The 25,431-nt window shown below is 53.5% G+C and carries 27 protein-coding genes; 24 read left to right on the top strand and 3 right to left on the bottom strand.

Going from position 1 to position 25,431, the window contains the following annotated elements; translation table 11 throughout:
• Positions 1 to 10: 10 nt before the first annotated feature.
• Positions 11 to 943, bottom strand: a complete 933-nt coding sequence (locus ACFOLF_RS04915) for a proline dehydrogenase family protein (protein ID WP_210041282.1) — start codon at positions 941 to 943, stop codon at positions 11 to 13.
• 424 nt (positions 944 to 1,367) lie between these two features.
• On the opposite strand from ACFOLF_RS04915, the gene rsmD reads away from it, so the two are divergent.
• A complete protein-coding gene (gene rsmD, locus ACFOLF_RS04910) occupies positions 1,368 to 1,952 on the top strand; it encodes a 16S rRNA (guanine(966)-N(2))-methyltransferase RsmD (protein ID WP_210041279.1) in 585 nt (194 codons plus the stop codon).
• A 3-nt stretch (positions 1,953 to 1,955) separates the two neighbouring features.
• Positions 1,956 to 2,534: a pantetheine-phosphate adenylyltransferase gene (gene coaD, locus ACFOLF_RS04905; protein ID WP_210041277.1), complete on the top strand. Its 579-nt coding sequence runs from the start codon at positions 1,956 to 1,958 to the stop codon at positions 2,532 to 2,534.
• A gap of 44 nt (positions 2,535 to 2,578) precedes the next feature.
• Here coaD and ACFOLF_RS04900 read toward each other — a convergent pair whose 3' ends face one another.
• A complete protein-coding gene (locus tag ACFOLF_RS04900; protein ID WP_210041275.1) occupies positions 2,579 to 3,763 on the bottom strand; it encodes a nucleoside recognition domain-containing protein in 1,185 nt (394 codons plus the stop codon).
• A gap of 82 nt (positions 3,764 to 3,845) precedes the next feature.
• Positions 3,846 to 5,087, bottom strand: coding sequence for a nucleotidyltransferase (locus tag ACFOLF_RS04895; RefSeq protein WP_210041273.1), 1,242 nt, complete (start codon positions 5,085 to 5,087; stop codon positions 3,846 to 3,848).
• A 115-nt stretch (positions 5,088 to 5,202) separates the two neighbouring features.
• On the opposite strand from ACFOLF_RS04895, the gene ACFOLF_RS04890 reads away from it, so the two are divergent.
• The 22 genes from ACFOLF_RS04890 to ACFOLF_RS04785 all read left to right on the top strand — a co-directional run bounded on the left by ACFOLF_RS04890 (position 5,203) and on the right by ACFOLF_RS04785 (position 25,323).
• Positions 5,203 to 5,724, top strand: coding sequence for a YceD family protein (locus tag ACFOLF_RS04890; RefSeq protein ID WP_210041271.1), 522 nt, complete (start codon positions 5,203 to 5,205; stop codon positions 5,722 to 5,724).
• A 56-nt stretch (positions 5,725 to 5,780) separates the two neighbouring features.
• On the top strand, positions 5,781 to 5,954 hold the full coding sequence (gene rpmF / locus ACFOLF_RS04885; protein WP_188992574.1) for a 50S ribosomal protein L32: 174 nt from the start codon (positions 5,781 to 5,783) through the stop codon (positions 5,952 to 5,954).
• A gap of 232 nt (positions 5,955 to 6,186) precedes the next feature.
• A complete protein-coding gene (fapR, locus tag ACFOLF_RS04880) occupies positions 6,187 to 6,786 on the top strand; it encodes a transcription factor FapR (RefSeq protein ID WP_210041269.1) in 600 nt (199 codons plus the stop codon).
• A complete protein-coding gene (plsX, locus tag ACFOLF_RS04875) occupies positions 6,787 to 7,776 on the top strand; it encodes a phosphate acyltransferase PlsX (protein ID WP_210041267.1) in 990 nt (329 codons plus the stop codon). It abuts the gene before it with no gap.
• A gap of 9 nt (positions 7,777 to 7,785) precedes the next feature.
• Positions 7,786 to 8,772, top strand: a complete 987-nt coding sequence (locus ACFOLF_RS04870) for a beta-ketoacyl-ACP synthase III (RefSeq protein ID WP_210041265.1) — start codon at positions 7,786 to 7,788, stop codon at positions 8,770 to 8,772.
• A gap of 41 nt (positions 8,773 to 8,813) precedes the next feature.
• On the top strand, positions 8,814 to 9,740 hold the full coding sequence (fabD, locus tag ACFOLF_RS04865) for an ACP S-malonyltransferase (protein WP_210041263.1): 927 nt from the start codon (positions 8,814 to 8,816) through the stop codon (positions 9,738 to 9,740).
• Between the two features lie 460 nt (positions 9,741 to 10,200).
• A complete protein-coding gene (fabG, locus tag ACFOLF_RS04860; RefSeq protein WP_210041261.1) occupies positions 10,201 to 10,950 on the top strand; it encodes a 3-oxoacyl-[acyl-carrier-protein] reductase in 750 nt (249 codons plus the stop codon).
• 100 nt (positions 10,951 to 11,050) lie between these two features.
• Entirely contained in the window at positions 11,051 to 11,284 is a 234-nt protein-coding gene (acpP, locus tag ACFOLF_RS04855; RefSeq protein WP_188992569.1) for an acyl carrier protein, read from the top strand.
• 156 nt (positions 11,285 to 11,440) lie between these two features.
• Complete coding sequence (gene fabF, locus ACFOLF_RS04850; RefSeq protein WP_210041259.1) at positions 11,441 to 12,679, top strand: beta-ketoacyl-ACP synthase II; 1,239 nt, start codon at positions 11,441 to 11,443, stop codon at positions 12,677 to 12,679.
• Complete coding sequence (gene rnc, locus ACFOLF_RS04845) at positions 12,669 to 13,361, top strand: ribonuclease III (RefSeq protein ID WP_210041258.1); 693 nt, start codon at positions 12,669 to 12,671, stop codon at positions 13,359 to 13,361. Before fabF ends, rnc begins: the two co-directional genes overlap by 11 nt.
• A gap of 328 nt (positions 13,362 to 13,689) precedes the next feature.
• Complete coding sequence (gene smc / locus ACFOLF_RS04840) at positions 13,690 to 17,265, top strand: chromosome segregation protein SMC (RefSeq protein ID WP_210041256.1); 3,576 nt, start codon at positions 13,690 to 13,692, stop codon at positions 17,263 to 17,265.
• Between the two features lie 27 nt (positions 17,266 to 17,292).
• Positions 17,293 to 18,288: a signal recognition particle-docking protein FtsY gene (gene ftsY, locus ACFOLF_RS04835; RefSeq protein ID WP_210041254.1), complete on the top strand. Its 996-nt coding sequence runs from the start codon at positions 17,293 to 17,295 to the stop codon at positions 18,286 to 18,288.
• A gap of 166 nt (positions 18,289 to 18,454) precedes the next feature.
• The gene (gene ylxM / locus ACFOLF_RS04830) at positions 18,455 to 18,766 is read left to right on the top strand and encodes a YlxM family DNA-binding protein (RefSeq protein WP_379112716.1); all 312 of its coding nucleotides are present in this window, start codon (positions 18,455 to 18,457) and stop codon (positions 18,764 to 18,766) included.
• A gap of 24 nt (positions 18,767 to 18,790) precedes the next feature.
• The gene (gene ffh / locus ACFOLF_RS04825; protein WP_210042241.1) at positions 18,791 to 20,164 is read left to right on the top strand and encodes a signal recognition particle protein; all 1,374 of its coding nucleotides are present in this window, start codon (positions 18,791 to 18,793) and stop codon (positions 20,162 to 20,164) included.
• Between the two features lie 131 nt (positions 20,165 to 20,295).
• Positions 20,296 to 20,568, top strand: a complete 273-nt coding sequence (rpsP, locus tag ACFOLF_RS04820) for a 30S ribosomal protein S16 (protein ID WP_188992563.1) — start codon at positions 20,296 to 20,298, stop codon at positions 20,566 to 20,568.
• 25 nt (positions 20,569 to 20,593) lie between these two features.
• Complete coding sequence (locus ACFOLF_RS04815) at positions 20,594 to 20,824, top strand: KH domain-containing protein (RefSeq protein WP_210042239.1); 231 nt, start codon at positions 20,594 to 20,596, stop codon at positions 20,822 to 20,824.
• Positions 20,825 to 20,933: 109 nt separating this feature from the next.
• Positions 20,934 to 21,458, top strand: a complete 525-nt coding sequence (gene rimM, locus ACFOLF_RS04810) for a ribosome maturation factor RimM (RefSeq protein ID WP_210041250.1) — start codon at positions 20,934 to 20,936, stop codon at positions 21,456 to 21,458.
• A 4-nt stretch (positions 21,459 to 21,462) separates the two neighbouring features.
• Positions 21,463 to 22,218: a tRNA (guanosine(37)-N1)-methyltransferase TrmD gene (gene trmD / locus ACFOLF_RS04805; RefSeq protein ID WP_210041248.1), complete on the top strand. Its 756-nt coding sequence runs from the start codon at positions 21,463 to 21,465 to the stop codon at positions 22,216 to 22,218.
• A gap of 221 nt (positions 22,219 to 22,439) precedes the next feature.
• The gene (rplS, locus tag ACFOLF_RS04800; protein WP_210041246.1) at positions 22,440 to 22,781 is read left to right on the top strand and encodes a 50S ribosomal protein L19; all 342 of its coding nucleotides are present in this window, start codon (positions 22,440 to 22,442) and stop codon (positions 22,779 to 22,781) included.
• A gap of 166 nt (positions 22,782 to 22,947) precedes the next feature.
• Positions 22,948 to 23,652 (top strand): signal peptidase I, encoded by a 705-nt coding sequence (lepB, locus tag ACFOLF_RS04795; RefSeq protein ID WP_379112687.1) that lies wholly within the window; start codon positions 22,948 to 22,950, stop codon positions 23,650 to 23,652.
• 13 nt (positions 23,653 to 23,665) lie between these two features.
• The gene (gene ylqF, locus ACFOLF_RS04790) at positions 23,666 to 24,538 is read left to right on the top strand and encodes a ribosome biogenesis GTPase YlqF (RefSeq protein ID WP_210041244.1); all 873 of its coding nucleotides are present in this window, start codon (positions 23,666 to 23,668) and stop codon (positions 24,536 to 24,538) included.
• Positions 24,539 to 24,711: 173 nt separating this feature from the next.
• Positions 24,712 to 25,323, top strand: coding sequence for a ribonuclease HII (locus ACFOLF_RS04785; RefSeq protein WP_210041242.1), 612 nt, complete (start codon positions 24,712 to 24,714; stop codon positions 25,321 to 25,323).
• Positions 25,324 to 25,431 lie beyond the last annotated feature (108 nt).

Raw genomic sequence — 25,431 nt, 5'->3', positions numbered from 1 at the left:
ATTGGCAGTTTTATTTGCGCAGCACTACGCTCTTCACGACGAACATCACATTAGCGGGCCGTTCGGCCAGACGCCGGACGAAATAGGGATACCAGCTGCGGCCGAACGGAACGTAGCTGCGAACCGTGTAGCCCTCCTTCGCCAAGGACCGCTGAAGCGGATTCCGGATGCCGTAGAGCATCTGGAATTCGAAGCGGCTTCGGGGAATTGCGCGCATGCGCGTGTAGGATTGCACCCACCGGATGATGCTTTGGTCATGGGTGGCAATCGCTGTATAAACGCCGCTGTCCAGGCGCGCTTTGATCAAACGCCGCATATTGTCGTCTACTTCCTGCTTCGTTTCGAAAGCAATGCGGCGGGACTCCTTATAAGCGCCTTTTACGAGCCGCAGATTCATTTTATTTGCCGTCATGGCTTGAACATCACGACCGCTCCGGTACAGATAGGCTTGAATAACGGTGCCGACATTCGAATATCCTTCCTCGTGCAGCTTGCGGACGATGCCGATTGTGGAATCGGTCCATGGACTGTCCTCCATATCCAGCCGGACGAACAGCCCGAGCCTGGCGGCCTCCTTCACAACGGTCCGGATTCCTTCTTCGCAAGCGGTCCGGTCCAGCGCCAGGCCGAATTGAGTCGGCTTGAGCGATATATTGCCGTTGATGCCTTCCCTCTCAATTGTCCTGAGCAGCTCCAGGTATCCAAGCTCGCTTGTTTTTGCCTCTTCCAGACTGCTCACGCTCTCCCCCAGAAAATCCAGCGTAACCGCAATGCCTTCCGCATTCAGCCGTTTAGCCTGAACGATTGCCTCTTCCATGGTCTCGCCTGCGACAAAGCGCCTGGCCCCCAGCTTCATCCCATATCGTTGTGACAGTGCCCGTGCCGCACGGTTGCCGGCAAGACCGAGCAGCGCCGAGCGGAACAATCGGTTTCCGATATCCATCCGAACACACTCCTCACGCCTATAGCCGAAAAACTCCCGCTCGCCGCCTTCGCGCACACAAGCTGTCATTTTTACCGGCCGTCATGCTTATATATAGACCATAAGCGTCGATGACATGACAAAAAATGATCGAAGCATAATAAGTTTCCATTAAGCAGACGGATGAGGCTATAGAAAATGATAATGAATGTTTGAAGGAATGGTCCATGCTTATAATGAACGTTTACCTTATTTATCATTCAAAAACAGTCTTAGGGGAACCGACTTCAAAGCCGGCGGACCCGATTATTTGCTTCCATTTCTTCAGGCGTGGGTCGTTTCGGAGCGAATGTAGAGCGCCTCAAAACGCTTTAACAACTGCCGGGAAGTATGTTAAGATAGCAGCAGTCTTAACGAGAGCTTTCGAAAGGGGAAGGGCAAGAAGTTGAGAGTTATTGCAGGTACGGCTAAAGGCCGTGCTTTAAAAGCAGTTCCCGGAATGAATACGCGTCCGACCACCGACAAAGTCAAGGAAGCAATCTTCAGCATGATCGGTCCCTATTTTGAAGGCGGATGGGCGCTTGATCTGTTCGCCGGTACCGGCGGGCTTGGCATCGAGGCGTTGAGCCGGGGGGCGGATCATGCGGTATTTGTCGATTTGGAGCAGAGCAGCATTGATGTGGTCAAACGGAATGTACAAGCTGCCGGGTTCACGGAGCAGGCCGAAATATACCGCAATGAAAGCTTGCGCGCATTGAAAGCCCTCGCCAAACGTGGGACGGCATTTCGTATCGTTTTTCTGGATCCGCCTTATAAAATCAGGAACATGGATGTCATGATGCAGTCGCTCTCCGGGCTTGGGCTGCTTAGTCACGGCGCGGTTATTGTCGTCGAGCATGATGCCGGACATACCTATCCGGAAGCGATTGACGGCTTTGAGCAGGCGAAACATTCAACATACGGCGACACGGCAGTTACAATTTATTATTACCGTCATGCAGACGGTTCGACTGTACAAATGGAGGAATAATGCATGCCTTTCTCATCTAATCCCGCAGCCGGTTCAATAGGCGCAGCGCCTTCCATAAACCCGCTTATCCCGGTGGAAGGAACGCTCGCCGGTCAGCGGGTAGCTGTCTATCCAGGCAGCTTCGATCCTGTCACATACGGGCATATGGATATTATCCGCAGAGCCGCCAGGCAATTTGATCATCTGATTGTGGCTGTGCTGAATAACTCCAGCAAGAATCCGCTTTTTACCGTGGAGGAGCGCAAGGTGCTTCTGAAGGAAGTGACCCGGGATTTGCCGAATGTGTCCATTGACAGCTTCCGCGATTTGCTGGTTCATTTCATGCGCTCGCGCAATGCGGACGTGATTGTCCGGGGTATCCGCTCCGTGACGGATTTCGAATACGAGCTTCAGCTGGCATCGACCAACCATCAGCTGGACGGTGAGATCGAAACGATCTTTATGATGACCAACCCCCGGTACTCGTATCTCAGCTCCAGCATTGTCAAGGAAATCGCCAAATTCCATGGCAAAGTGCAGGATCTGGTTCCGCCTGAGGTCGAAAAAGCGCTGGCTGTGAAATATAAAAACAAAGAAACATGACCGCTGCCTGAACGAAAAGGAAATTCGCTGCGCCGCGGCGTTTTTTAGCGCGTCCACTTCCGCGGGGCGCTGACAGAGGCGATTGCGAGCACAAGCACTCCGCCGGCAAACAGAAGCAGGACCAGAGGCATGAACGGCCACAGGCTGAACAAATCTCCGGCTTGTACGGTTTGCGTGAACGGGTGCACGCTGCCGCCCATATGCTCAAGCGTCGTGGTGGAGGCGGGGAAGAATGCGGCAAGAGCACCGGTAACCGGCCGCCATAAGGCGATTGTTGCGGCGAAGGCGAGAGCCGATTGGGCCAGCCGCATCAGAAGGAGCGGCCGGACCGACAGATCGGTTCCTGATACGGAGCTTGCGGCCTGGAGGAGCGAACTGATTCCCCCCCAGCTGAGCACGGCTGCAATCGCTGCCGCATTCCAGGCAAGTCCGCCTGATTGTTCGGAAACCGCGGCCGCATACGCGCCTATATGGCTCTCAATAAGTCCTGGCAAAATATAAGAAGGCAGCTGACTTGGCATAAGCGGTTCAAGCAGCCGGACAAGGACGGCGCAGATCATCATAAACCCGCCGATTGCCATCAGCTTGTACACCGATGTAGTGACAGCGTCGCCCAGTGTTTTGCCGAAGGTGCGGCCATCGGCTTTGCGGGCATCCGCCATTGCGGTCGCAGCCCGGCGAAACAAAGGGCGGTTATCGGTTACGGCGGGAGCGCTCTGATCGCCGGCATTTGTGATTCTGGCATGGACAAGACCGCTGGCCAACCCAACCAGCCATACGATAGCGGCGATTACAATACCCAGCTCCGGCCGGTGCATGAACCCGGCGCCGACGACAAGCAGCATAAACAGGGGGCTTGGCATATGGGAGAGGGCGAGCAGGCGCTGTCCCTCCGTGCGGGAGACCAGACCGCTTCGTCTGAGCGCGGTGGCGGCTTCCGCACCTGACGGGGAGCCGGCCGTCCAGCCCATCGCCATGGCGAAGCCCGCTTCGCCAGGCAGCCTGAACAGCCTTCTCATCAGCGGATTGAGCAGGGTTCCGAGGAAATGGACCCCTCCGAAGGCAAGCATCAGCTCAAGCAGCGCCAGGAAAGGCAGCAGGCCCGGGAAAACAATATTCCACCAGATGGTCAGGCCCTGCAGCGAAGCTTGAAAAGCGTCATCGGGACGATATATGATCGCTCCGACCAAAAGAATGGACAGAAAGGCGATCAGCAGCGTTCTTTTCATTGGGACTCACTCCATTACAAGTATAGTAGCTGGACATAAACAGCCACTACATTGTACGCTGGACTTGTCCGCATTAGACCTGTTAAATCGTAATCGGCTTCTCATAGTAATCGCGAAAACAATCGCGTGCCGCGGCATTGCCCCTGGCCAGCGTGTAGGCGGCGGTGGCCTGCACATCGAGATCGAGGTAAGGGAAGAGCTCCGGAGGCCTTGCGGCGCTGTGCAGAACCGGAAGCTGGGCCGTCGTTTTCATTCTTCGAAGCAGCTCGCGGCCTTTGCCGGTAAAACCAAGCACGCGCAGGTATTGGAGGCCGTTTCTCAGCCGCTCCGGCGTCATGTCCCGCTTGCGGTGCCCGAGCAGAACGGCAAGCAGCATACGCTGCAGCTTCGTCCGTGTATAACGGCGCGTCTTGACAGCTTCAAGCAGGGCATCGACCTCCAGGGAAGCAAGCGCGGCTGCGGAATGCTTGAGCCTATGCTGAAGCCCTTCGCTCATTTCATGATACTCGGCAAGCGATGCCGCCGATTCGGTCATAATTTTGTGAAACAGCGGCTTCGTAAAAGAAGACCAGCTGATGGGCCCGCGGCCTGCTGCATAATCCCGTTGCAGCAGGTCCATTGTGGACTCGGGCACATAGGGAGCCGCCTCATCGGGCGTCCCCTGCTGCGCAACCAGCTTGCGGATCGCCGTGGCGCTGGCGATCCGGCGGTCCGTTATATCCGCCTGCGAGTACCCGGCTTTCTCGCGGAGGAGCGTATAGGGCTCGATGCGGCTGTCCAGCCGCTCAAGCGCCAGCAGGTAATGCAGCCCAAGCGTATTGTTGGGCTGCTCCAGGGGGAAGGCGGCAGCCTCCTGGTCGCCCGTCTGCGCCATGTAGAGGCGCACCGCTTCGCTGTAAGCCGCAGGGTAGCTGGCGCCGCCGCCCAGCGTATCCGCCATCAGCCGGGCGAATGGCTCCGGCTCATGCGCGAGCGTGCGGGCAATGCGGCGCAGCGGCCCGATATCTCCGGCCTCGCTGCCGAAGCAGAGGGCGTCTACGACGCCGGTCGCACCGAGCAGCGCGACGGCGCCGTAGGCGAACCATTCCGCCGCCTGGGTGGAATAGGCGACAGGCAGTTCAATGACCAGATCGCAGCCCCCGCGGAGCGCCATCTCGGTCCGCGTCCATTTATCCAGCAGCGCAGGTTCGCCGCGCTGCAGGAAATTTCCGCTCATTACGGCAATAACCGCGTCCGCGTTCGTTATTTTGACAGATTGTTGTAAATGATAGTAATGTCCGTTATGGAACGGATTATATTCAACGATTAGACCGACTGTACGCATCGCAATGACCCTCCGGAATAGTGCTGGTATTTTTTTCACTATATCATGGAGTGAAATTGTTGACAAAACGATTCAAGAATCGATATAATAAACTTTGTTTGTTTGGGGTGATCTTATGAAGATTCAGCTTCGTGAATTTTTGTCCAAAGGGGCAACGATTCCGATTCGCGAGAGTTTAAACGCAGATTGGCTTCAGCAGGTTCGCAGCGACGTTATCAGCGCAGGTCCGCTTGAGGTTGATATGACGGCCAGCGTGACAGACGGTATTGCTCATGTGGAGGGCAAGCTGTCCGTTGAAGTCGAATTCGCATGCTCCCGCTGTCTGGAACCGACGAAGGAACAGATTACGGCTTCCTTCGATGAACGTTTCAAGCCTGCCAATGCCAAGATTGAGAATCCTGAGAATCTTGAGAATGCGGAAGAAATTATTGCGGTAGAAGAGGACAAGGTGGATCTTGAGCCTTTCGTCGAAGAAACGATGCTTCTCTCCCTGCCTTTCATCCCGCTGTGCGAAGAGGACTGCAAGGGACTCTGCCACACATGCGGCGCCAACTTAAATGTGGAAAATTGCGGATGCTCGAAGGATGTTATTGATCCCCGTTTGGCCGCGTTGCAAGATTTGTTCAAGGAAAAGTAGGGGCGGCTGCTCACGGGCAGGCGTCTAACGCGAATTCTGTTAAGGAGGTGGGAAATATGGCAGTACCACAACGAAGAACATCGAAAACCCGTCGTGACAAACGCCGCACGCATTTCAAACTGGCTGTGCCGGGCATGGTGAAATGTGAGCAATGCGGAGAGTTGAAATTGGCTCACCGGGTGTGCAAAGTTTGCGGATATTACAAAACGAGAGAAATCATCAAACAATAGTACGATTGACCAGTAGTACTTCATCCCGCGGTGAGGTGCTATTTTTTTTGTCTCCTTCATCCGGCATGGGATCAATTGATGAATTTAACCGTGTTGTCATTGCTTCCCATCGGATTCTTATATATACTTGTTAGGACCAGGTTATAATAGCTGGATTCAAATGGATACCCGCTAACAAAGACGAAAAAATATAAAAAGTCCGCAAAAGGCCATGCAAAATCATAGATAAAGGGTGGTGCGGATTATCGAGCGTCTTCCGAAAAGACAACGGCACCAGCAGCTCTCCCGGCTTATTGAGGAGAACCCGTTCATTACGGACCGTGAGCTTACACGTCAATTGAAAGTAAGCATACAGACCGTAAGGCTTGACCGAATGGAGCTCGGCATTCCCGAGCTGCGGGAGCGCATTAAGCTGATGGCCGAACGCTCCTATGATTCGGTCCGCTCCCTGCCGCTGCATGAAGTCATAGGGGATATTGTTGATCTGCAGCTGGATAAGAGCGGTATCTCCATATTTGAAATACGGGCTGAACATGTTTTTTCCCGAACCGGCATCGCCCGCGGACATCATATTTTCGCGCAGGCCAACTCGCTGGCTGTCGCTGTTATTAACGATGAGATCGCATTGACGGCTACGGCGGACATCCGTTTTTTGCGTTCGGTGAAACTGGGAGAGAAGTGTATTTCCAAGGCCTATGTACGGTCCATATCGGGCAGGCAAAGCAAAGCGAAAGTAGAAGTGTTTTCTTATGTGGGAGATGAAATGGTGTTTCAGGGCCACTTCGTCATTTACCGGTCCGCGGGAGAGACGGCCATCGAGGGAGGAAATTAAGTGCGGATCGCAATTGATGCGATGGGAGGAGACCATGCGCCTGAGCTCATCGTCAAAGGAGCACTGGAGGCAGCGTTAGAATGGCCCGATACGAAGCTGCTGCTCGTCGGCGACACAGTCCGGATTAAAGAGCATATTGCGGGGGCGCTGCCGTCCAACGTGACAATCGTTCATGCAGAGGATGTTATCGGTCCCGATGAAGAACCGGTGAAAGCCGTGCGCCGGAAGAAGGAAGCTTCCATGGTTGTAGCGGGCAGACTGGTTCGTGAAGGCGAGGCAGAGGCGATGCTCTCAGCCGGCAATACCGGTGCGTTGATGACCACAGGACTGCTCGTTGTGGGAAGAATTGAGGGCATTGAACGGCCGGCGCTGGTCTATATGCTGCCGACGGTGAACGATGTTGGCGTGCTTGCGCTTGATCTGGGCGCGAATATGGATGCCAAGCCGGAGCATCTGCTGCAGTATGCCATTATGGGCAGCATTTACCGGACCAAGGTACAGGGCCTGAAGAACCCGCGCGTTGGTCTGCTGAATGTGGGAACGGAAGCCATGAAAGGCAATGAATTGTCGAAGGCTGCCTATAGCTTGCTGGAAGCGGCACCGATAAATTTTATCGGGAATGTGGAATCGCGGGATGTGCTGGCGCATAATTGCGATGTGCTTGTCTGCGACGGCTTCGCCGGCAACATTATGCTCAAGACCATGGAAGGCACCGCTGGGATGTTGTTCAGTACCCTGAGGGACACATTGACCAGCTCCTTCATTAATAAAATCGCGGCATCGATTCTTCGCTCCAGCATGCAGAAGCTGCGCAAAAAAATGGACTACAAGGAGCATGGCGGCGCTCCGCTGCTGGGCGTAAACGGACTTGTCATCAAATGTCACGGATCATCAGATATCAAAGCGGTGAAGAATGGCATCCGCCAGGCAAAAATAGCGATAGAGAGCCAGCTGATTCCTTCAATCGCGGCTGAAATCGGCAGGAAGTGAGAGTGAATCATGCTGCAATCATCAGTTGGCATTATTGGAACGGGCAAATATGTGCCTGAACGTATTTTAACGAATCATGAACTGGAGCAAATGGTCGATACCAACGACGAGTGGATCGTCTCCCGGACCGGAATCCGCGAACGCCGGATAGCCGCTCCGGAACAGGCGACATCGGATCTGGCATTCCATGCTTCGACAGCTGCCCTTAAGGCAGCCGGCATTACAGCTGAAGAGCTGGATCTTATTATTGTGGCAACGATTACGCCGGATATGTTTTTTCCTTCAACCGCCTGCTTGCTGCAGGAGAAGCTGGGAGCGAAGCGGGCGGCCGCGTTTGATTTGTCGGCCGCATGCTCCGGCTTTATCTATGGATTGGCAACGGCAACCAGTATGATTTCAACCGGCATGTACCGTCATGTGCTGGTAGTCGGCGCAGAATGTCTGTCCCGGATTACGGATTACACGGACCGCAACACCTGCATCCTGTTTGGAGACGGGGCGGGGGCGGTTGTAGTCGGGGCCGTGCCGGAAGGACGGGGCTTCAAATCGTTCGAGCTTGGTGCGGATGGAGGCGGCGGCGATCTGCTTAAAATTTCCGGCGGTGGTTCGCGCAACCCTTCTACGGCGCAAACAATAGCCGATAAACAGCATTTTATTTATATGGCTGGCAGCGAGGTATTCAAATTTGCCGTCCGGATTATGGGCAATGCCGCAGAGGAAGCGCTTCGCAAAGCCGGGATGGACAAAGGGGATATCGATCTCTTAATCCCCCACCAGGCCAATATCCGTATTATTCAATCCGCATTGAACCGGCTGAGTCTTCCGGAAGAGAAAAGCATGATTAATCTTCACAACTACGGCAATGTCTCGGCCGCATCGATACCGATTGCGCTTGCCGAAGCGGTAGAGCAGGACCGCGTCCATGATGGAGATCGTCTTGTAATGGTCGGCTTTGGCGGCGGGCTTACATGGGGAGCGTCCGTATTGGTCTGGTAACGGCGAAAGGTTTGATGATTTGAATAAGGAGGTGCATCGTCATGGGCAAAACAGCATTTGTATTTCCCGGTCAGGGTGCGCAGGCGGTAGGAATGGGCAAGGACGCCTTCGATACGATTGACGCTTCAAGAGCCGTCTTCGAGCGGGCGGACGAGGCGCTCGGCTTCAAGCTGAGCGATTTGATCTTCAACGGTCCGGACGAAGCGCTAAAACAAACAGTGAATACGCAGCCTGCACTGCTGACGGTAAGCATTGCGCTTCTGGAAGCCTTTCGCAAGCAGGGAATCACAGCGGATTATGCCGCAGGCCACAGTCTGGGCGAGTACAGCGCCCTTGTTGCCTCAGGCGTGCTGTCGTTTGAGGACGCGGTTCGCACAGTCAGAGCGCGCGGCGAATTCATGGAGCAGGCCGTGCCTAGTGGACAAGGGGCTATGGCAGCGGTGCTTGGCGCAGAGCGAGATGATCTGGCGGCGCTGTGTGCAGCAGTTTCTGCAGAGACAGGCGCAGTGGAACTGGCCAATATAAACTGTCCGGGACAAATCGTTATATCCGGCACAGCGGCAGGTGTACAAGCCATCGTTGAGCGCGGCAAGGAAGCGGGCGCCAAGCGGGTCGTTCCGCTGGAAGTGAGCGGACCGTTCCATTCCTCCTTAATGAAGCCGGCTGCCGAGAAACTGGCTGAAGTATTAGCCAACATTCAATTAGGCGATGCGGCTGTGCCGGTCATAGCCAATGTTACAGCAGGCCCGGCAGTGGAGGCATCGGAGATCCGCCGTTTGCTGGCCGAGCAGGTTTACTCACCGGTACTTTGGGAGGACAGCATCCGATATCTGATCGGTCAGGGCGTGGATACCTTCATCGAAATCGGATCCGGCACCGTTCTGGCAGGCTTGATCAAAAAAATCGATAAATCCCTGAAAATCATCTCCATCAACTCGGCATCATCCGTCGAGGCCACGGTAATTTAAAGGTTGGCAGGAAGATAGGCTGCGCATGCTTTAGTCAATCCTCGTGCGAAGCACCTGAGGAGCAGCAGTTATAAGAAGTTAAACAATAAGGTTCAGTCATAACCTGATTCTTCATTTAAGCCCTTAGGCAGACTCATAGTTAAGAAGAAACTCAACAAAGCGACTCTATGGCACACACGTTAGTTAATCCTCGTGCGAAGCACCTTAAGGAGCACTGGCAGTAAAGTGTGTCCCGCAGGGACGAAAACGGGTACAGGGCACGGATGGACAAGGGAGCGCCGCAGCATCAGCGCGGACAACCATCCGGGAGTCCAGAGGGCCGGGGCCCTTTGGGGTCCCCCTCCGGGGGATTTAGGGGGCGCACCAATCGAGGGCAACGCCCCATGATATCTCCATAGCGGGGGAGCGCACAGAGGGGACAGCCAGTCCCCATCGTCCAAACAGAAAGGAGCCAAACCATTTGTTTGCAAACCTAACAGGCAAAATCGCCCTCGTCACAGGCGCATCCCGCGGCATCGGCCGGGCCATCGCAATTGCTCTTGCGGAAGGCGGCGCGGACGTAGCGATCAATTACGCGGGAAGTGAAGCGGCAGCAGCCGAAACCGCACAGGCCGTAGAGGCCCTGGGCCGCCGCGCCATCACAATCCAGGCGAACGTCGGCAAGTCAAACGAGTTCGAAGCGATGGTCAAGCAGGTTGTCGAAACGTTTGGCACCATCGATATTTTGGTCAATAATGCAGGAATCACGCGCGATAATCTCATTATGCGAATGAAGGAAGATGAGTTCGACCAGGTCATCGAGACCAATCTCAAAGGCGTCTTCAACGGGATCAAAGCGGTAACGCGCCCCATGATGAAGCAGCGCTCCGGCCGGATTATTAATATTTCGTCTGTTGTAGGCGTACTTGGCAATCCTGGGCAAGCTAACTACGTAGCGGCGAAGGCAGGGGTAATCGGCCTGACGAAAGCTTCAGCCCGTGAGCTGGCATCACGCTTCATCACGGTAAACTGTGTGGCGCCGGGTTTTATAGAAACCGATATGACCGACAAGCTGCCGGAAGAGATGAGAACCAAACTGCTAGGGGACATACCACTGGCCCGCCTTGGAGCACCGGAAGACATTGCGTCAGCAGTCCGGTTCCTGGCGTCCGATTCCGCTTCCTACATGACCGGACAGACGATTCATGTGGACGGCGGCATGTACATGTAAATGACCCGGAGCCTGCTGTTTCAGGCTATTTCCGGCCGATGACAGACGTATGGCAATTTGTCCAAGATTCTCGTATAATACCATGGAGGAGGTGAACCGGATGTCCGATGTATTTGATCGTGTGAAACGCATCGTTGTCGACCGCCTTGGCGTTGACGAATCGGAAGTATCGCTTGAAGCGTCGTTTAAAGACGACCTTGGCGCTGACTCTTTAGATGTCGTCGAACTAGTCATGGAACTGGAAGATGAATTCGATATGGAGATCTCTGATGAAGATGCAGAGAAAATTACCAGTGTGGGAGAAGTAGTGAAGTACATATCTTCTCATACCTAAACGTAAAATTACGGGTCCCGTTCACAGCGGGACTTCTCTCCTTTCCGACTTTCACATGGATTTATCTAAATTGAGTAAGCGCAGGTAAGCGTTTTTAATAGATTATTATAAATATGGTACGGTAACCATTATCGTTGTCCATCTGAGGTGAGTTGAATGAAACAGAGAGTGGTCGTTACGGGCATGGGGGTCATGACCTCGCTCGGTTCTGATTTGGAACAGTTTTGGGAGAACCTGATACAAGGCAAGTCCGGCGTTTCGCATATTGAGGCGTTTGACGTATCTGAATATACAACGCAGATCGCAGCTGAGATCAAGGATTTCCAGCCCGATGAATTATTGGGTAAAAAGGAAGCGCGCCGCATGGACCGTTTTGTGCAATTTGCGGTTGTTGCCAGCCAGCTTGCCGTCAAAGACGCTGGTCTTACGCTTGGGGAGAATATGGATCCCGAGAGAATCGGCGTTGCGATCGGATCAGGCATCGGCGGACTCGGCACATGGGAAGACCAGCACAATATTTTGCTGGAGAAAGGCCCCAAGCGGGTCAGCCCATTTTTTATTCCGATGATGATCGCCAATATGGGATCAGGCCAGGTTTCCATAACAACCGGAGCAAAGGGCCCCAACAGCACGGCCGTGACCGCTTGTGCAACCGGGACTCACTCCATCGGCGACTCGTTCAAAATCATTCAGCGGGGCGATGCCGACGCGATGATTTGCGGCGGGGCGGAAGCGACGATTCGTCCTATCGGAATGGCAGGGTTCTGCTCCATGCGCGCCATGTCAACGCGCAATGACGAACCGAAAAAAGCAAGCCGGCCGTTTGATCTCAATCGCGACGGGTTTATTATGGGCGAGGGATCAGGTGTGCTGATTCTTGAATCATTGGAGCATGCGCAGAAGCGCGGAGCCCGTATTTATGCGGAAATTATCGGCTATGGTATGAGCGGCGACGCTCATCATATGACGGACCCCGATCCTGACGGCGCTGCCCGATGCATGGTGAAAGCGCTCAAAGATGCGGCTATTGACCCGTCGGCTATCGATTATATTAATGCCCACGGCACTTCAACGGGAATTGGCGACCGCTCGGAAACGATTGCGATCAAGAAGGCTTTCGGTGAACATGCCTATAAGCTGGCTGTGAGCTCGACGAAGTCGATGACCGGCCATCTTCTGGGAGCCGCCGGAGGCGTCGAAGCCGTCATTCTCGGCCTGACGCTGCAGAATGGCAGGATTGCGCCCACTATTAACCTGGAAACTCCGGATCCGGAGTGCGATCTCGATTATGTGCCGAACACGTCCCGTGAAGCGGATGTGCAGATCGCATTGTCCAACTCGTTCGGTTTCGGCGGTCACAACGCCACGATCGTGATGAAGAAATATGAAGCTTGAAAAGTTTGAGGAGCTTCAATCGCGGCTGCAGCTTCGATTTCGTACGACCCGTCTGCTGAGACAAGCGTTCACTCACACCTCATATGTGAATGAACACCGTCAAAGCGTGCTTGAACATAATGAGCGGCTTGAATTCTTGGGCGACGCCGTTCTTCAATTGACGGTTTCGGAGTTTCTGTACCGGACTTTTCCGGAGCGTCCTGAGGGTCAATTGACCCGGATGCGTGCTTCGATTGTTTGTGAGCCATCGCTTGCCAGATTCGCCGATATGCTCGGACTTGGCGCCCATGTTATGCTGGGGCGCGGGGAAGAACAGCTTGGCGGCAGGCTCAGGCCTGCCTTGCTGGCTGATTTATTCGAGTCGTTCGTCGGCGCGATTTATCTCGACCAGGGACTGGAGGCTGTCCGGACATTTCTTGTCCGGCACATCTTTCCCCATATCGACAGCGATGGGGGCATGCTTGTCAAGGATTACAAATCGACGCTGCAGGAGCGGGCTCAGCATAGCGGCATGGGTTTGATCGAGTATCGGATTACGGAAGAGCGCGGGCCAGCCCATGACAGAGAGTTTGTCGTGGAGGTCTACATTGCTGATGTTCTGTATGGAACGGGAATCGGACGAACAAAGAAGGAAGCGGAGCAGCAGGCTGCTGCGGAAGCATGGCGCAAGCTGCCGGGTTGAACTCCTTTACTTGAATAGCTATGGAAAAGATCCTGGTCGCTGACTTAAGCGTACCGGGATTTTTGTTCACCTTATAGAATGTATAAGTTTCACGCCTATAAATTTCCATAAGGTTTGAGGGAAGAAACTAACGATGCCACCAAAGGACGGCGCCGCCGTTTCTTCTTAAAATAGGAAAGTTTGAATATCCATCATACTTTGCTTCTATATTTCGTTAAGGAAGAAACTTGGCTTGGCCGCCAGAGGACGGCGGGCAGCCGTTTCTTCTTGGACAGAGCGGGCCTGGATGTTTTTATGATACAATAGTCGATGAGGTGAAGGCTAAGCTATGTTCCTGAAAAGGATTGAATTAGCAGGATTTAAATCATTTGCCGATAAGACGGAGCTTGAATTCGTTCAAGGCATTACGGCTGTTGTCGGGCCCAATGGCAGCGGAAAAAGCAATATAAGCGACAGCATCCGCTGGGTGCTTGGCGAGCAAAGCGCCAAAAGTCTGCGCGGAGGCAAGATGGAAGATATCATTTTCGCCGGCAGCGATGCCCGCAAAGCGGTAAATTTCAGCGAGGTGTCGCTGACACTGGATAACGCGGACAACGCGCTTCCCCTGGAATTCAATGAAGTTACCGTTACGCGCAGGGTTCACCGCAGCGGCGACAGTGAATATATGATTAACAAGCAGCCCTGCAGACTGAAGGATATTACGGAATTATTCATGGATACGGGCATCGGCAAAGAAGCCTATTCCATTATCGGTCAAGGCCGTATTGAAGAAATTCTCAGTACACGCTCAGAGGATCGCCGGGGAATCTTCGAGGAAGCCTCGGGTATCGTGAAATATAAGTCACGCAAACGTGAAGCGCAGAGGAAGCTCGACGATACCGAGCAGAATTTGCTACGCATTCATGATCTGGTCTCGGAACTCGAAGACCAGGTTGAACCGCTTCGGGTTCAATCAGAGAAAGCTGTATCCTTCAAGCAGTTCAAGGAACAGCTCAAGACATCGGAAATTTCCATGTATGTACATAATATTCAAGCCGTACACACCTCCTGGAGCGAGGCAAGCGTACGGATGGCCAAGCTTCAGGAAGAACAGCTGGCTTTGTCTACAGTGGTCAGCAAGCATGATGCCTTGCTGGAGAAGGACCGGCAGAAGCTGCGCGAGCTGGAGGCAGCGCTTGACCAGCTGCATGGGGCTATGCTGCAGTACAGCGAGGATTACGAGAAATGCGAAGGCTACGGCGAGGTGCTCAAAGAGAGAAAACGCAATCTGGAGCAAAACCGCTCTCAGCTGGAAGCTTCAATCACCGCGCAGAACGAGCGGATTTCGCAGCTGGCCAGGGAAGAAGCGGAGTTCCGAGGCAAGGCTGCGTCGCTTGATAATGATCTTCAGACTCTGCGCGCCAAGCTGGCGAGCGAGGAGGCCAGGCTGCTGGGAACAGCAGCGTCGGCTTCAGGAGATGCGGAAGAATCGTTGAAAAGCGAGCTGCTTGATGTGCTCAGCTCCATGGCCCAGCTGCGCAACGAAATCCGCTATGCGGTTCAGCAGGAGGAAGCGCTGCAGCGGCGTATGGAGCGGCTCGGCGAGGAGCATGCCAAATGGCGTGAGCAGAACGGGAAGCTCACCGTCCGCAAGGCGGAGCTGGAGCAAAAGCTGGAAGCGACGCTGGCGGAAATAACCACACTCCGCAACCGCTATATTCATGAAGGCGAGCAGCTGCAATCCGGTCAGAAATTGCTGGAGGAAGCCCAGGCATCAACGCGAAAATGGGAACAAAAGCTCGAAGCGCTCCGCTCGCGCCGGGATACAATGAAGGAAATGCAGGACGATCTGGACGGCTTTATGCAGGGTGTCCGTGAGGTGCTGAAGGCTTCCCGCCGTACCTCGGGCGGGCTGGTAGGCGTGCATGGAGCAGTAGCGGAGCTTGTGCGTGTGCCGGAAAAGGTGGAGCTGGCCGTAGAAACCGCCCTAGGCGGCGCACTGCAGCATGTCGTGATGGAGGATGAGAAAAGCGCGCGGACAGCGATTGCTTTCCTGAAGCAGCGTCAGCTGGGGCGGGCGACATTTTTGCCGCTTGATGTCATTCGCGGACGGAATATTCCCGACCATGACAAACGGATGATTGAGAGCATTGAAGGGTTTGTCGGAGTGGCCGCAGAGCTTGTCTCCTGCGAACCGAGATATTCTTCGATTATCAATAATTTGCTTGGCAATGTGCTTCTTGCCGAAACGCTGGAGCATGCCAACCGGATCGCGGCAAAATGCCAGTACCGCTTCCGGGTCGTTACGCTGGAAGGCGATGTGGTGAATGCGGGCGGATCCATGACGGGCGGAAGCTTGCAGAAGAAAGGCGCGAATCTGCTTGGCCGCCAGCGTCAAATTGAGCAGCTGAGCGAGGAGCTCAAAACGACGGACGACCAATTAGTCAAGCTGCGCGACAAAATAAGCGATCTGCGCAAGGAGCAGTCGATACGGAATCAGAACGTGGATGACCTGCGCGCTCAGGGCGAGCAGCGTCGTATTGAAGAGCAGCATGTCCGCGCCGAACTCCAGCAGCTGGATAATGAGAACCGGCATTTGGTCGAACAGCGTCAGCTGTTCGATGCCGATAATGTCGGTCAGCAGGCTGAACGCGAGAATATCGCCAAATCGGAGGCGGCTGCCAGGGAACGTCTGGCTGAACTGACGCTTGAGGAAGCGAAGCTGCAGGAAGCTATCCGGATCGCCGAGACCCGCCGCAAAGAAGGGGAGACGGCCAAGGAGCAGCTGCAGGATCAATTGACGGATCTCAAGATCGCTGTCGCCAAGACGGATCAGGAAAAAAACTCCTTCGAGGACCAGGCAGCCAGGGTGCGCTCCGATATTGGACGCGCCAAGCAGGAGCTTGCGGGACTGCGGGATATGCTGGCACGTCAGGAAGAGGACGCAGGCCAGCATGCTGAGGAGAGCGTCAGGCAAATCGAGCAGCTCAACCACCTGAAGCTGCAGAAGGATTCGTGTTCGGAGCAGACGGACATCAAGCGCTCGCAGCGGGCTGAGCTTATACGGGAGCTTGAGGAGGGGGAAAGCGAAACGAAGGAGCAGCGCTCGCAGCTGCGCTCGGTCGACGATCAGCTGAGGCAGACGGAGATCGCAGCCAACCGGCTGGACGTAGAGCTGGATAATCTGCTCCGCAAGCTGAGCGAGGAATATGAGCTTAGCTATGAATTGGCCAAAGAGCGTTATCCGGTACCCGAGGATGTCCAGGAGACGCAGAATCAGGTCCGTGAGCTGAAGCGCCGGATATCTGCCCTTGGCGAGGTCAATCTCGGGGCGATTGAAGAATATGAGAGAGTGAAGGAGCGCTTTACCTTCCTGAACGATCAGAAGAATGATCTTATTGAAGCGAAGACGACGCTGTACCACGTCATCCGTGAGATGGATGAAGAGATGAGCAAACGTTTCAGGACCACTTTCGAAGCGATTCGCGGGCATTTTGTCATTGTTTTTGCCAAGCTGTTTGGCGGAGGGCGGGCGGATCTGATCATGGTTGAACCTGAACGGGTGCTTGACAGCGGAATTGATATTGTGGCGCAGCCTCCAGGCAAGAAGCTGCAGAATTTGCAGCTTCTCTCCGGGGGGGAGCGGGCGCTGACGGCTATCGCCCTGTTGTTTGCCATTCTGCAGGTTAAGCCTGTGCCGTTCTGCGTGCTTGACGAGGTAGAGGCCGCATTGGACGAAGCCAATGTATCCCGATTTGCGCAATACCTGCGCGAATTCTCGGAGCTTACACAGTTTATTGTGGTTACCCACCGCAAAGGCACGATGGAAGAAGCCGATGTCCTGTACGGGGTAACAATGGAGGAAGGCGGCGTGTCCAAGCTTGTCTCGGTGCGTCTGGAGGACGAGGAAGCCGTTTCTGCCTGATGAAATGAAGGAGATGGAGGAAAATCGATGAGTTTTTTTAAACGCCTGAAGGAAAGTATTTCAAGCAAAACCGAGGCGGTCACCAATGCATTCAAGGAAGGGCTGACCAAGACAAGAACAGCTTTCGTCGAGAAGGTCGAGGAGCTGATCACCCGCCGCAAGAAGATCGATGAGGAGTTCTACGAAGAGCTTGAGGAGATTCTGATCGGCGCCGATGTTGGCGTGAATACCGTGATGCAGCTGATCGAGGAACTGCGGATTGAAGTGAAGAAGCGCAAAATTGAAAATGCTGCCGATCTGCAGCCGATTCTCTCGGAGAAGCTGGTCGATCTGCTCAAAAGCGAAGAGAAGACCGGCCTGCAGATGGCGCCTTCCGGAATGACTGTCATTTTGTTTGTCGGTGTTAATGGGGTCGGCAAAACAACCACAATCGGCAAGCTTGCCCATAAGTTTAAATCCGAAGGAAAAAAAGTGCTGCTGGCGGCGGGGGACACGTTCCGCGCGGGAGCGATCGAACAGCTGGAAGTGTGGGGTCAACGGGTTGGCGTGGATGTAATCAAGCAGCAGTCGGGTGCGGATCCGGCCGCGGTCATGTTCGACGCCGTTCAGGCAGCCAAACAGCGTAATGTCGATGTGCTGTTATGCGATACGGCTGGAAGGCTGCAGAACAAATCAAATCTGATGGATGAGCTCAATAAAATATACCGCGTAATCCAGCGTGAAGTACCCAGTGCTCCGCATGAGGTGCTGCTCGTGCTTGATGCGACGACCGGGCAAAATGCGCTCAGTCAGGCCAAGCTTTTTGGCGAAAAAAGCGGAGTTACGGGGCTTGTGCTGACGAAGCTGGATGGAACGGCGAAGGGCGGCATCGTCATTGCGATCCGCAATGAATTGAATTTGCCGGTCAAGCTCGTTGGGCTGGGGGAAAAAATGAGCGATCTGCAGGAATTCGATTCCGAGCAGTTTGTACACGCGCTGTTTGCCGGTCTGATCCAGAAGTCGGAAGAGAACGAAACGGCCTAGTAATCCCGTTTACATGGTGACAAGGGATTGCACTTGACAGCCGCTGGTCTGCTGGGCTATGATAGACGACGACAGATAGGGTGTAAAGGTTTTTCCCTTGACGGAAGAGGTGGCTGAGTTGACCGCAATTGAACCTGACGCCCTGACCAAAACAAATCGAATCAACATGCTGTTTGACTTCTACGGGCTGCTGCTCACCGAGAAGCAGCGGACGTTTCTTAAATACTACTTTCACGATGATTATTCGCTTGGAGAAATAGCCGAGGAGTTTGAAATCAGCCGCCAGGCTATATATGAGCATATTAAGCGGGCAGAGTCCGTTCTGGAGAGCTGCGAGAGCAAGCTGCATCTTCTGCAGAAGCATGAAGCCGGCAAGGAATGGCTGAGCAGGCTGGAAGCTTGCGCAGACGGTCTGAGCGGGATGGATGATCTGGCAGATGAGCTGAGGCGGATTGCTCAAGGCATCCGGGATATGTAAGCAGAACTTTTAGAGGTGATGAAAATGGCGTTTGAAGGGTTATCCAACCGGCTGCAGAATGTGTTCGGCAAGCTGCGGGGCAAGGGCAAGGTGTCGGAGGAAGACGTAAACGAAGCAATGCGTGAAGTGCGTCTGGCGCTGCTGGAAGCCGACGTTAACTTCAAAGTCGTGAAAGATTTTATCGCCAAGGTCAAGGAACGGGCAATCGGTCTGGAGATGGCAAAAAGCTTCACTCCCGGCATGGTTGTTGTCGACATCGTCAACAAAGAATTGACGGAACTGATGGGCGGAACCCAAAGCAAGCTTGCCAAAGCCAACAAGCCGCCGACCGTTATTCTTATGGCGGGTCTGCAAGGGGCCGGTAAGACAACCTCCTCTGCGAAGCTTGCCAAGATGCTCCAGAAGAGCAACCATAAGCCGCTCCTTGTGGCGGCAGATATTTACCGTCCAGCTGCGATCAAGCAGCTTCAGGTGCTTGGCGAGCAAATCGGAGTGCCGGTGTTTACGCTCGGTGATCAGACCTCTCCGGTCGAAATTGCCCGTTCCGGACTTCAGCATGCCAGGGATAACGGACTGGATTATGTCATTCTGGACACGGCCGGACGGCTTCACATTGATGAAGCCCTGATGGATGAGCTTCGTCAGGTGCATGAAGTGACGCAGCCCGATGAAGTGCTGCTTGTCGTGGATGCGATGACGGGGCAGGAAGCGGTCAATGTAGCACAGAGCTTCCACAGTCAGCTTGAATTGACCGGCGTTGTACTGACCAAGCTTGATGGCGATACGCGCGGCGGTGCCGCTTTGTCGGTCAAGGCCGTAACGGGCTGTCCCATCAAATTCGTGGCTACCGGCGAGAAGATCGAGCCGCTTGAGCCGTTCCATCCGGAGCGGATGGCTTCCCGTATTCTGGGCATGGGCGATATGCTGTCCCTGATCGAGAAAGCGCAGTCCAGCATCGACGCGGATAAAGCCGCCGAGATGGAGCGCAAGATGCGTACGGCCGAATTTACATTCGATGACTTCCTGGAACAGATGGAACAGGTCCGCAAGCTCGGTCCGCTGGACCAGCTGATGGACATGATGCCCGGCATGGGCAAAATGAAAGAAATGAAAAATCTCAAGGTGGATGAAAAGCAAATCAACCGGGTAGAAGCGATCGTCAGATCGATGAACAAGGATGAGAAGCGCAAACCGGAGATTCTCAATCATAGCCGGCGCAAGCGCATAGCGGCAGGCAGCGGCACGACAGTGGCCGATGTGAACCGGCTGATCAAGCAGTTTGACGATATGCGCAAAATGATGAAGCAGTTCTCCTCGATGATGGGGCCTAAGGGACCAAAAGGCGGAATGAAGGGTCTTAAAGGGATGCTTCCCAAAGGCATGAAGTTTCCTTTCTGAGTGATGTTCAAATTCAATATTGTTTACGAAGTCATTCATGAAACAGATTCTACATTGAATCTTGATTTCGGCAGGTATCCAGTCCGATATTGAACGTTTACTTTTGTAAATTTTTGAAGGAGGTGATTTTCTTGGCAGTACGTATTCGTTTGAAACGTATCGGAGCGCACAAAGCGCCTTTTTATCGCGTCGTTGTTTCCGATTCCCGTTCCCCGCGTGATGGTCGTTTTATTGAAGAGATCGGCACATACAATCCGGTTTCCCAACCGGCACAGGTGAACATTGATGAAGAGAAGGCATTGAAATGGCTTCAAAACGGAGCGCAAGCATCCGATACCGTTCGTAACCTGCTTTCCAAAGCTGGTGTTATGACGAAGCTTCATGAGCTGAAACTTCAGAAGTAGGACACTTTTACGGGGGGCCTTGATGATGAAAGATTTGATTCTTGTCATAGCTAAGGCTTTAGTGGATTACCCGGAGGATGTACGCGTCGATGTGAAGGAAGACGATCGCGGCACGGTCTACATGCTGTCGGTTCATGCCAGCGATATCGGTAAGGTAATCGGCAAGCAGGGACGGATTGCGAAAGCGCTGCGGACGGTGGTAACATCGGCTGCCGTGAAATCGCAAAAACGTGTGATCGTCGATATTATTTCATAGATCGTACATCAAGAGAGGGTTAGGATCAACGTCCTAGCCCTTTTTTTTAGCCTTGTACGGGGTACAAGTATACGATATGCGGAAAAATGGAAAGAGGAAGGTAACAGCGATGGAACAAGGATGGCTGATGGTTGGCAAGGTGGTCAACACGCATGGCATACGCGGGGAAGTGAAAGTGTATTCCCAGACGGATTTTCCGGAGGAGCGTTTTGCGGCAGGCAACAAGCTGACGCTGATGAATCAGGAGACCGGGCAGAAGCTGATCGTGGAAATCATGACCGCCAGACCGCAGAAAAATATGTTTATCGTGAAGCTGAAAGGCTTCGATAACATTAATGATGTGGAGAAATATAAAGGCTGGGTGCTTGCTGTAACCAAGGACGACATGGTTGAGCTTGAAGAAGGCGAGTATTATCAATATCAGATTATCGGCTGCCGGGTTGTGACGGATGAGGGTGAGGAGCTTGGCATCATTACAGAGATCCTCGTGCCGGGCGCAAATGATGTGTGGGTTGTGCAGGAGCAAAAGCCCAAGGGCAGACAAATTCTCATACCGGTGATCGATGATGTGCTTCTGGATGTCAATATTGAGACGAAAACGGTCACGGTGCACCTGATGGAAGGGTTGATTTAAAGGGATGCGAATCGACGTGTTAACCCTGTTCCCGGAAATGTTCGATGGCGTATTCGGAGCCAGCATTTTGGGAAAAGCGCGTGACAGGGGACTGGTTAGTCTTCAGGCGATTAACTTTCGTGAATATGCCAATAATAAGCATAATACGGTGGATGATTACCCTTATGGCGGAGGCGGCGGAATGGTGCTCAAGCCTGAGCCGATTTTTGCAGCTGTCGAAGATTTGAAGCCCGAAGGCTCGACGCCCCCGCGTATCATTCTGATGTGCCCGCAGGGAGAGACATTCTCGCAGCGTAAAGCGGAAGAACTGTCGGCTGCCGAGCATCTTATATTTGTGTGCGGCCACTATGAAGGCTACGATGAGCGGATCCGTGAGCATCTGGTGACAGATGAGCTGTCCATCGGCGATTACGTGCTGACCGGCGGGGAGCTGCCCGCGATGGTTGTCATTGACAGTGTCGTCCGGCTGCTGCCTGGCGTTCTGGGCAATGAGAATTCGGCTGTTACCGATTCCTTCAGCACAGGGCTGCTTGAGCATCCGCATTATACGCGACCGGCTGTTTTCCGCGATATGGAGGTTCCGGATGTGCTCCTGTCCGGCCATCACGCGAACGTGGCGGCATGGAGACGGGAACAATCTCTCCTTCGCACGCTGCAGCGTCGTCCCGAGCTCCTGGAGCAGGTAGAATTAAGCAAGAAGGAACGGGAGTGGCTACGCCGTTTGATGGCTGACCGGGAAACCGGAAAAGCGCAGAAATAGGCTGTAATGACTTGATTTCCAGCTGAGGGTGTTATTGGGAGTCATCAGATTGACGCCCGTTTGGATTCTGGGAATAAAGTCATTGTTTTATACAAGCAATTGTGGTAAAATTTCTGGTGTTGCTTTTGTATAGTCGGACGGTCCGCTACTAAGCGATGATCCGGTCCATATGAGGGGCCGATGAGCTTATATGAACGTCTATGGTGGAAGGAGTGATTACAATGAATCTTGTACAACTGATTGCTCAAGAAAATTTACGTAAGGATCTTCCTAACTTTCGCCCAGGCGATTCGCTGAAGGTACACGTTAAAGTTATCGAGGGAACTCGCGAGCGGATCCAGCTTTTCGAAGGCGTCGTTATTAAACGCCGCGGCGGCGGCATCAGCGAAACGTTTACCGTGCGTAAAATTTCGTATGGTGTAGGCGTGGAAAGAACTTTCCCGCTTAACTCGCCGAAAATCGAGAAGATCGAAGTTATGCGTCGCGGTAAAGTACGCCGTGCTAAACTGTATTATCTTCGCAATCTTCGCGGTAAAGCTGCGAGAATTAAAGAAATTCGTTAATGTAACGACTGGAGAGGGGCTTGCTCAAACAAGTCCCTTTTCGTTTTTTCATATATCAGAAAGCATAAGGTTCGTTTGAATACTTTTCTGATATTTCAAAGGGAAGATACTTGCATCGGACGTACAGGACGACGTAATGAACTTGCTGCAGAAGAGGGTGTAAATCATGGATCAACCGCATAATCTTGATGAGAATGGTCAGCAGTTGAATGAAATGACGACAAAACCAAGTGAAACCCCAACTACCGGGCATAAGGAGCTGGAGACGATAACCCCACCAGCCAAGCAAGGCGGCGGCAAGGCGCAAAAGGAAGTTTTTGAATGGGTCAAGGCTTTGGCGATTGCCGCGATACTGGTGGTTGTCATTCGCTACTTTTTGTTTGCCCCGTTTATTGTCGACGGCCCTTCGATGGAACCTAACTTTTATACAGGCGAGCGTCTGATTGTAAACAAAATCATTTACGATATCCGCCAGCCGAGGCATGGTGAAGTCGTCGTTTTCCACGTGCCGGAAGAAAATCGCGATTTCATTAAACGGGTTATCGGCGTGCCCGGAGACAAAGTGAAATATGATGGCGATAATCTGTACATAAACGGCGAGAAGGTGGAAGAGCCTTATCTGAAGGAATCCATTGATGCGGCCATCGCAAAGGGTGAAATATTTAATAATCAAGGTGCTGACCGCAACTTCCCGAATGAAAATTTCCAGACGGATATTGTGCCTGACGGCACGATTCTGGCCTTTGGAGATAACCGCCGGAACAGCCGGGACAGCAGGATGATCGGCTATGTATCGGACAAGCAAATTATTGGCAGGGCAGATGTGATTTTCTGGCCGATGAGCAAAATTACGTTTGTGAAACACGGATGAGGTGGCTGTTTGCATGACAATTCAATGGTTTCCCGGCCACATGACGAAGGCCCGGAGACAAATTCAAGACAAGCTTAAACTGATCGATTTAACGATAGAACTGCTGGATGCCCGGGTACCGATTTCGAGCCGCAACCCCATGATTGATGAAATCCTCAAGGATAAGCCGCGTCTTATTGTCCTGAACAAGGCAGATCTGGCGGACAGCCGTACAACGGAGCAATGGATCGCATTCTTTACAAAAGCGGGACATGCCGCTCTGGCGGTGGATTCGTCGACGGGGACGCGGGTGAATGAAATCCCGGTCCGCGCGAAGCAGCTGCTGCATGAGAAAATCGCGCGGCAAATCGCCAAGGGCGTGAATCCCCGGGCGGTGCGGGGGCTTATCGTCGGCATACCCAATGTGGGGAAGTCCACGCTCATTAATCGTCTGGCCGGACGGCATATCGCCGCCACGGGAGACCGGCCGGGCGTCACCAAGGGCCAGCAGTGGATCAAGGTCGGCACGGAGATGGAACTGCTCGATACACCGGGGATTCTGTGGCCCAAATTTGAGGATGCTCTGGTGGGATACCGTCTTGCGATGACCGGCGCGATCAGGGAGCAAATCCTTAACGTGGAGGATATCGCCTTCTTTGCAATTAAGGAATTGGTCAAGCGTTACTGGGGACCGACTTCGGAGCGGTTTGGGATTACCGACCCTCCCAAGGATCTTGACGATGCTGATGAAATTGTCCGGGTGATGGAGGATATCGGCCGCAAGCGGGGCTGTCTCATCAGCGGCGGGCGCGTCGATTTGGAGAAGGTATCCGGCATTATTTTGCGTGAGCTGCGTTCAGGCAGCCTGGGCCGGATTTCGCTGGAAACGCCGGATGACCTGAAATAAGGCCACCGGATTCAGGAAACAATGACGGCTGCCTTGTTCATGGGGGCGGCCGTTTATGCTAAAATCAAGGGAAAACCTGAACGGGCAAGCTATTGATACTGTATACATAGATGGGGGAATTAATCTTTCGCGCTCGGAACTTTTGCGTAAAGAGGGGAAACGGGGAGAAGCGGATGCTGGAATTTGAACAGCCCTTGTGGGAGCAGGGCTGTCCTTATATTGCCGGGATCGATGAAGTAGGACGGGGCTGTCTGTTTGGGGATGTTGTGGCAGCTGCCGTTATTTTGCCGGAAGGGCTGGTGCTCGAAGGCATTAACGATTCCAAAAAACTTTCAGAGAAGAAACGCGAGGAGCTTTATTCTGTCATTATCGACCATGCCGTCGCGTGGGCTGTATCCAGAGTCGACGCGGCAACCGTGGATGAAATTAATATCAAGCAGGCGGCACGCCTTGCTATGAAGCAGGCGGTCTCGCAGCTTTGTGTGCAGCCAAACCATCTGCTGGTCGACGCTGAGAAGGTTGACTGCGATATTCCGCAGCTGGCCATTATTAAAGGGGATGCCAGAAGCCAGTCCATTGCCGCAGCTTCCATCCTGGCCAAGGTGACCCGCGACCGGCTGTGCGTCAAGGAATGGGATGCCTTATATCCCGCTTACGGTATTGCCATACATAAAGGATACGCAACCAGGCAGCATCGGGAAAAACTGCTGGAATACGGTCCCAGTCCCATGCACCGGCAGTCCTTCCTGGGCAAGCTGTTCGTGGAACAGCAGGTGTTGTTTTAAAGGACCGGCTTTTCAATAATTCAAACGAAACCAAAACCGCCTGTTATGGCGGCAATAGGCCCTTATCGGGGTTTACTGCCGCCATCGTGAGGGCGGTTTTTGTCCACC

Origin of the sequence: Paenibacillus sepulcri, from assembly GCF_042647105.1 — a bacterium.
Classification (GTDB): Bacteria; Bacillota; Bacilli; order Paenibacillales; family Paenibacillaceae; genus Paenibacillus_Z; species Paenibacillus_Z sepulcri.
This window is presented reverse-complemented; position numbering and strand designations above follow the sequence as displayed.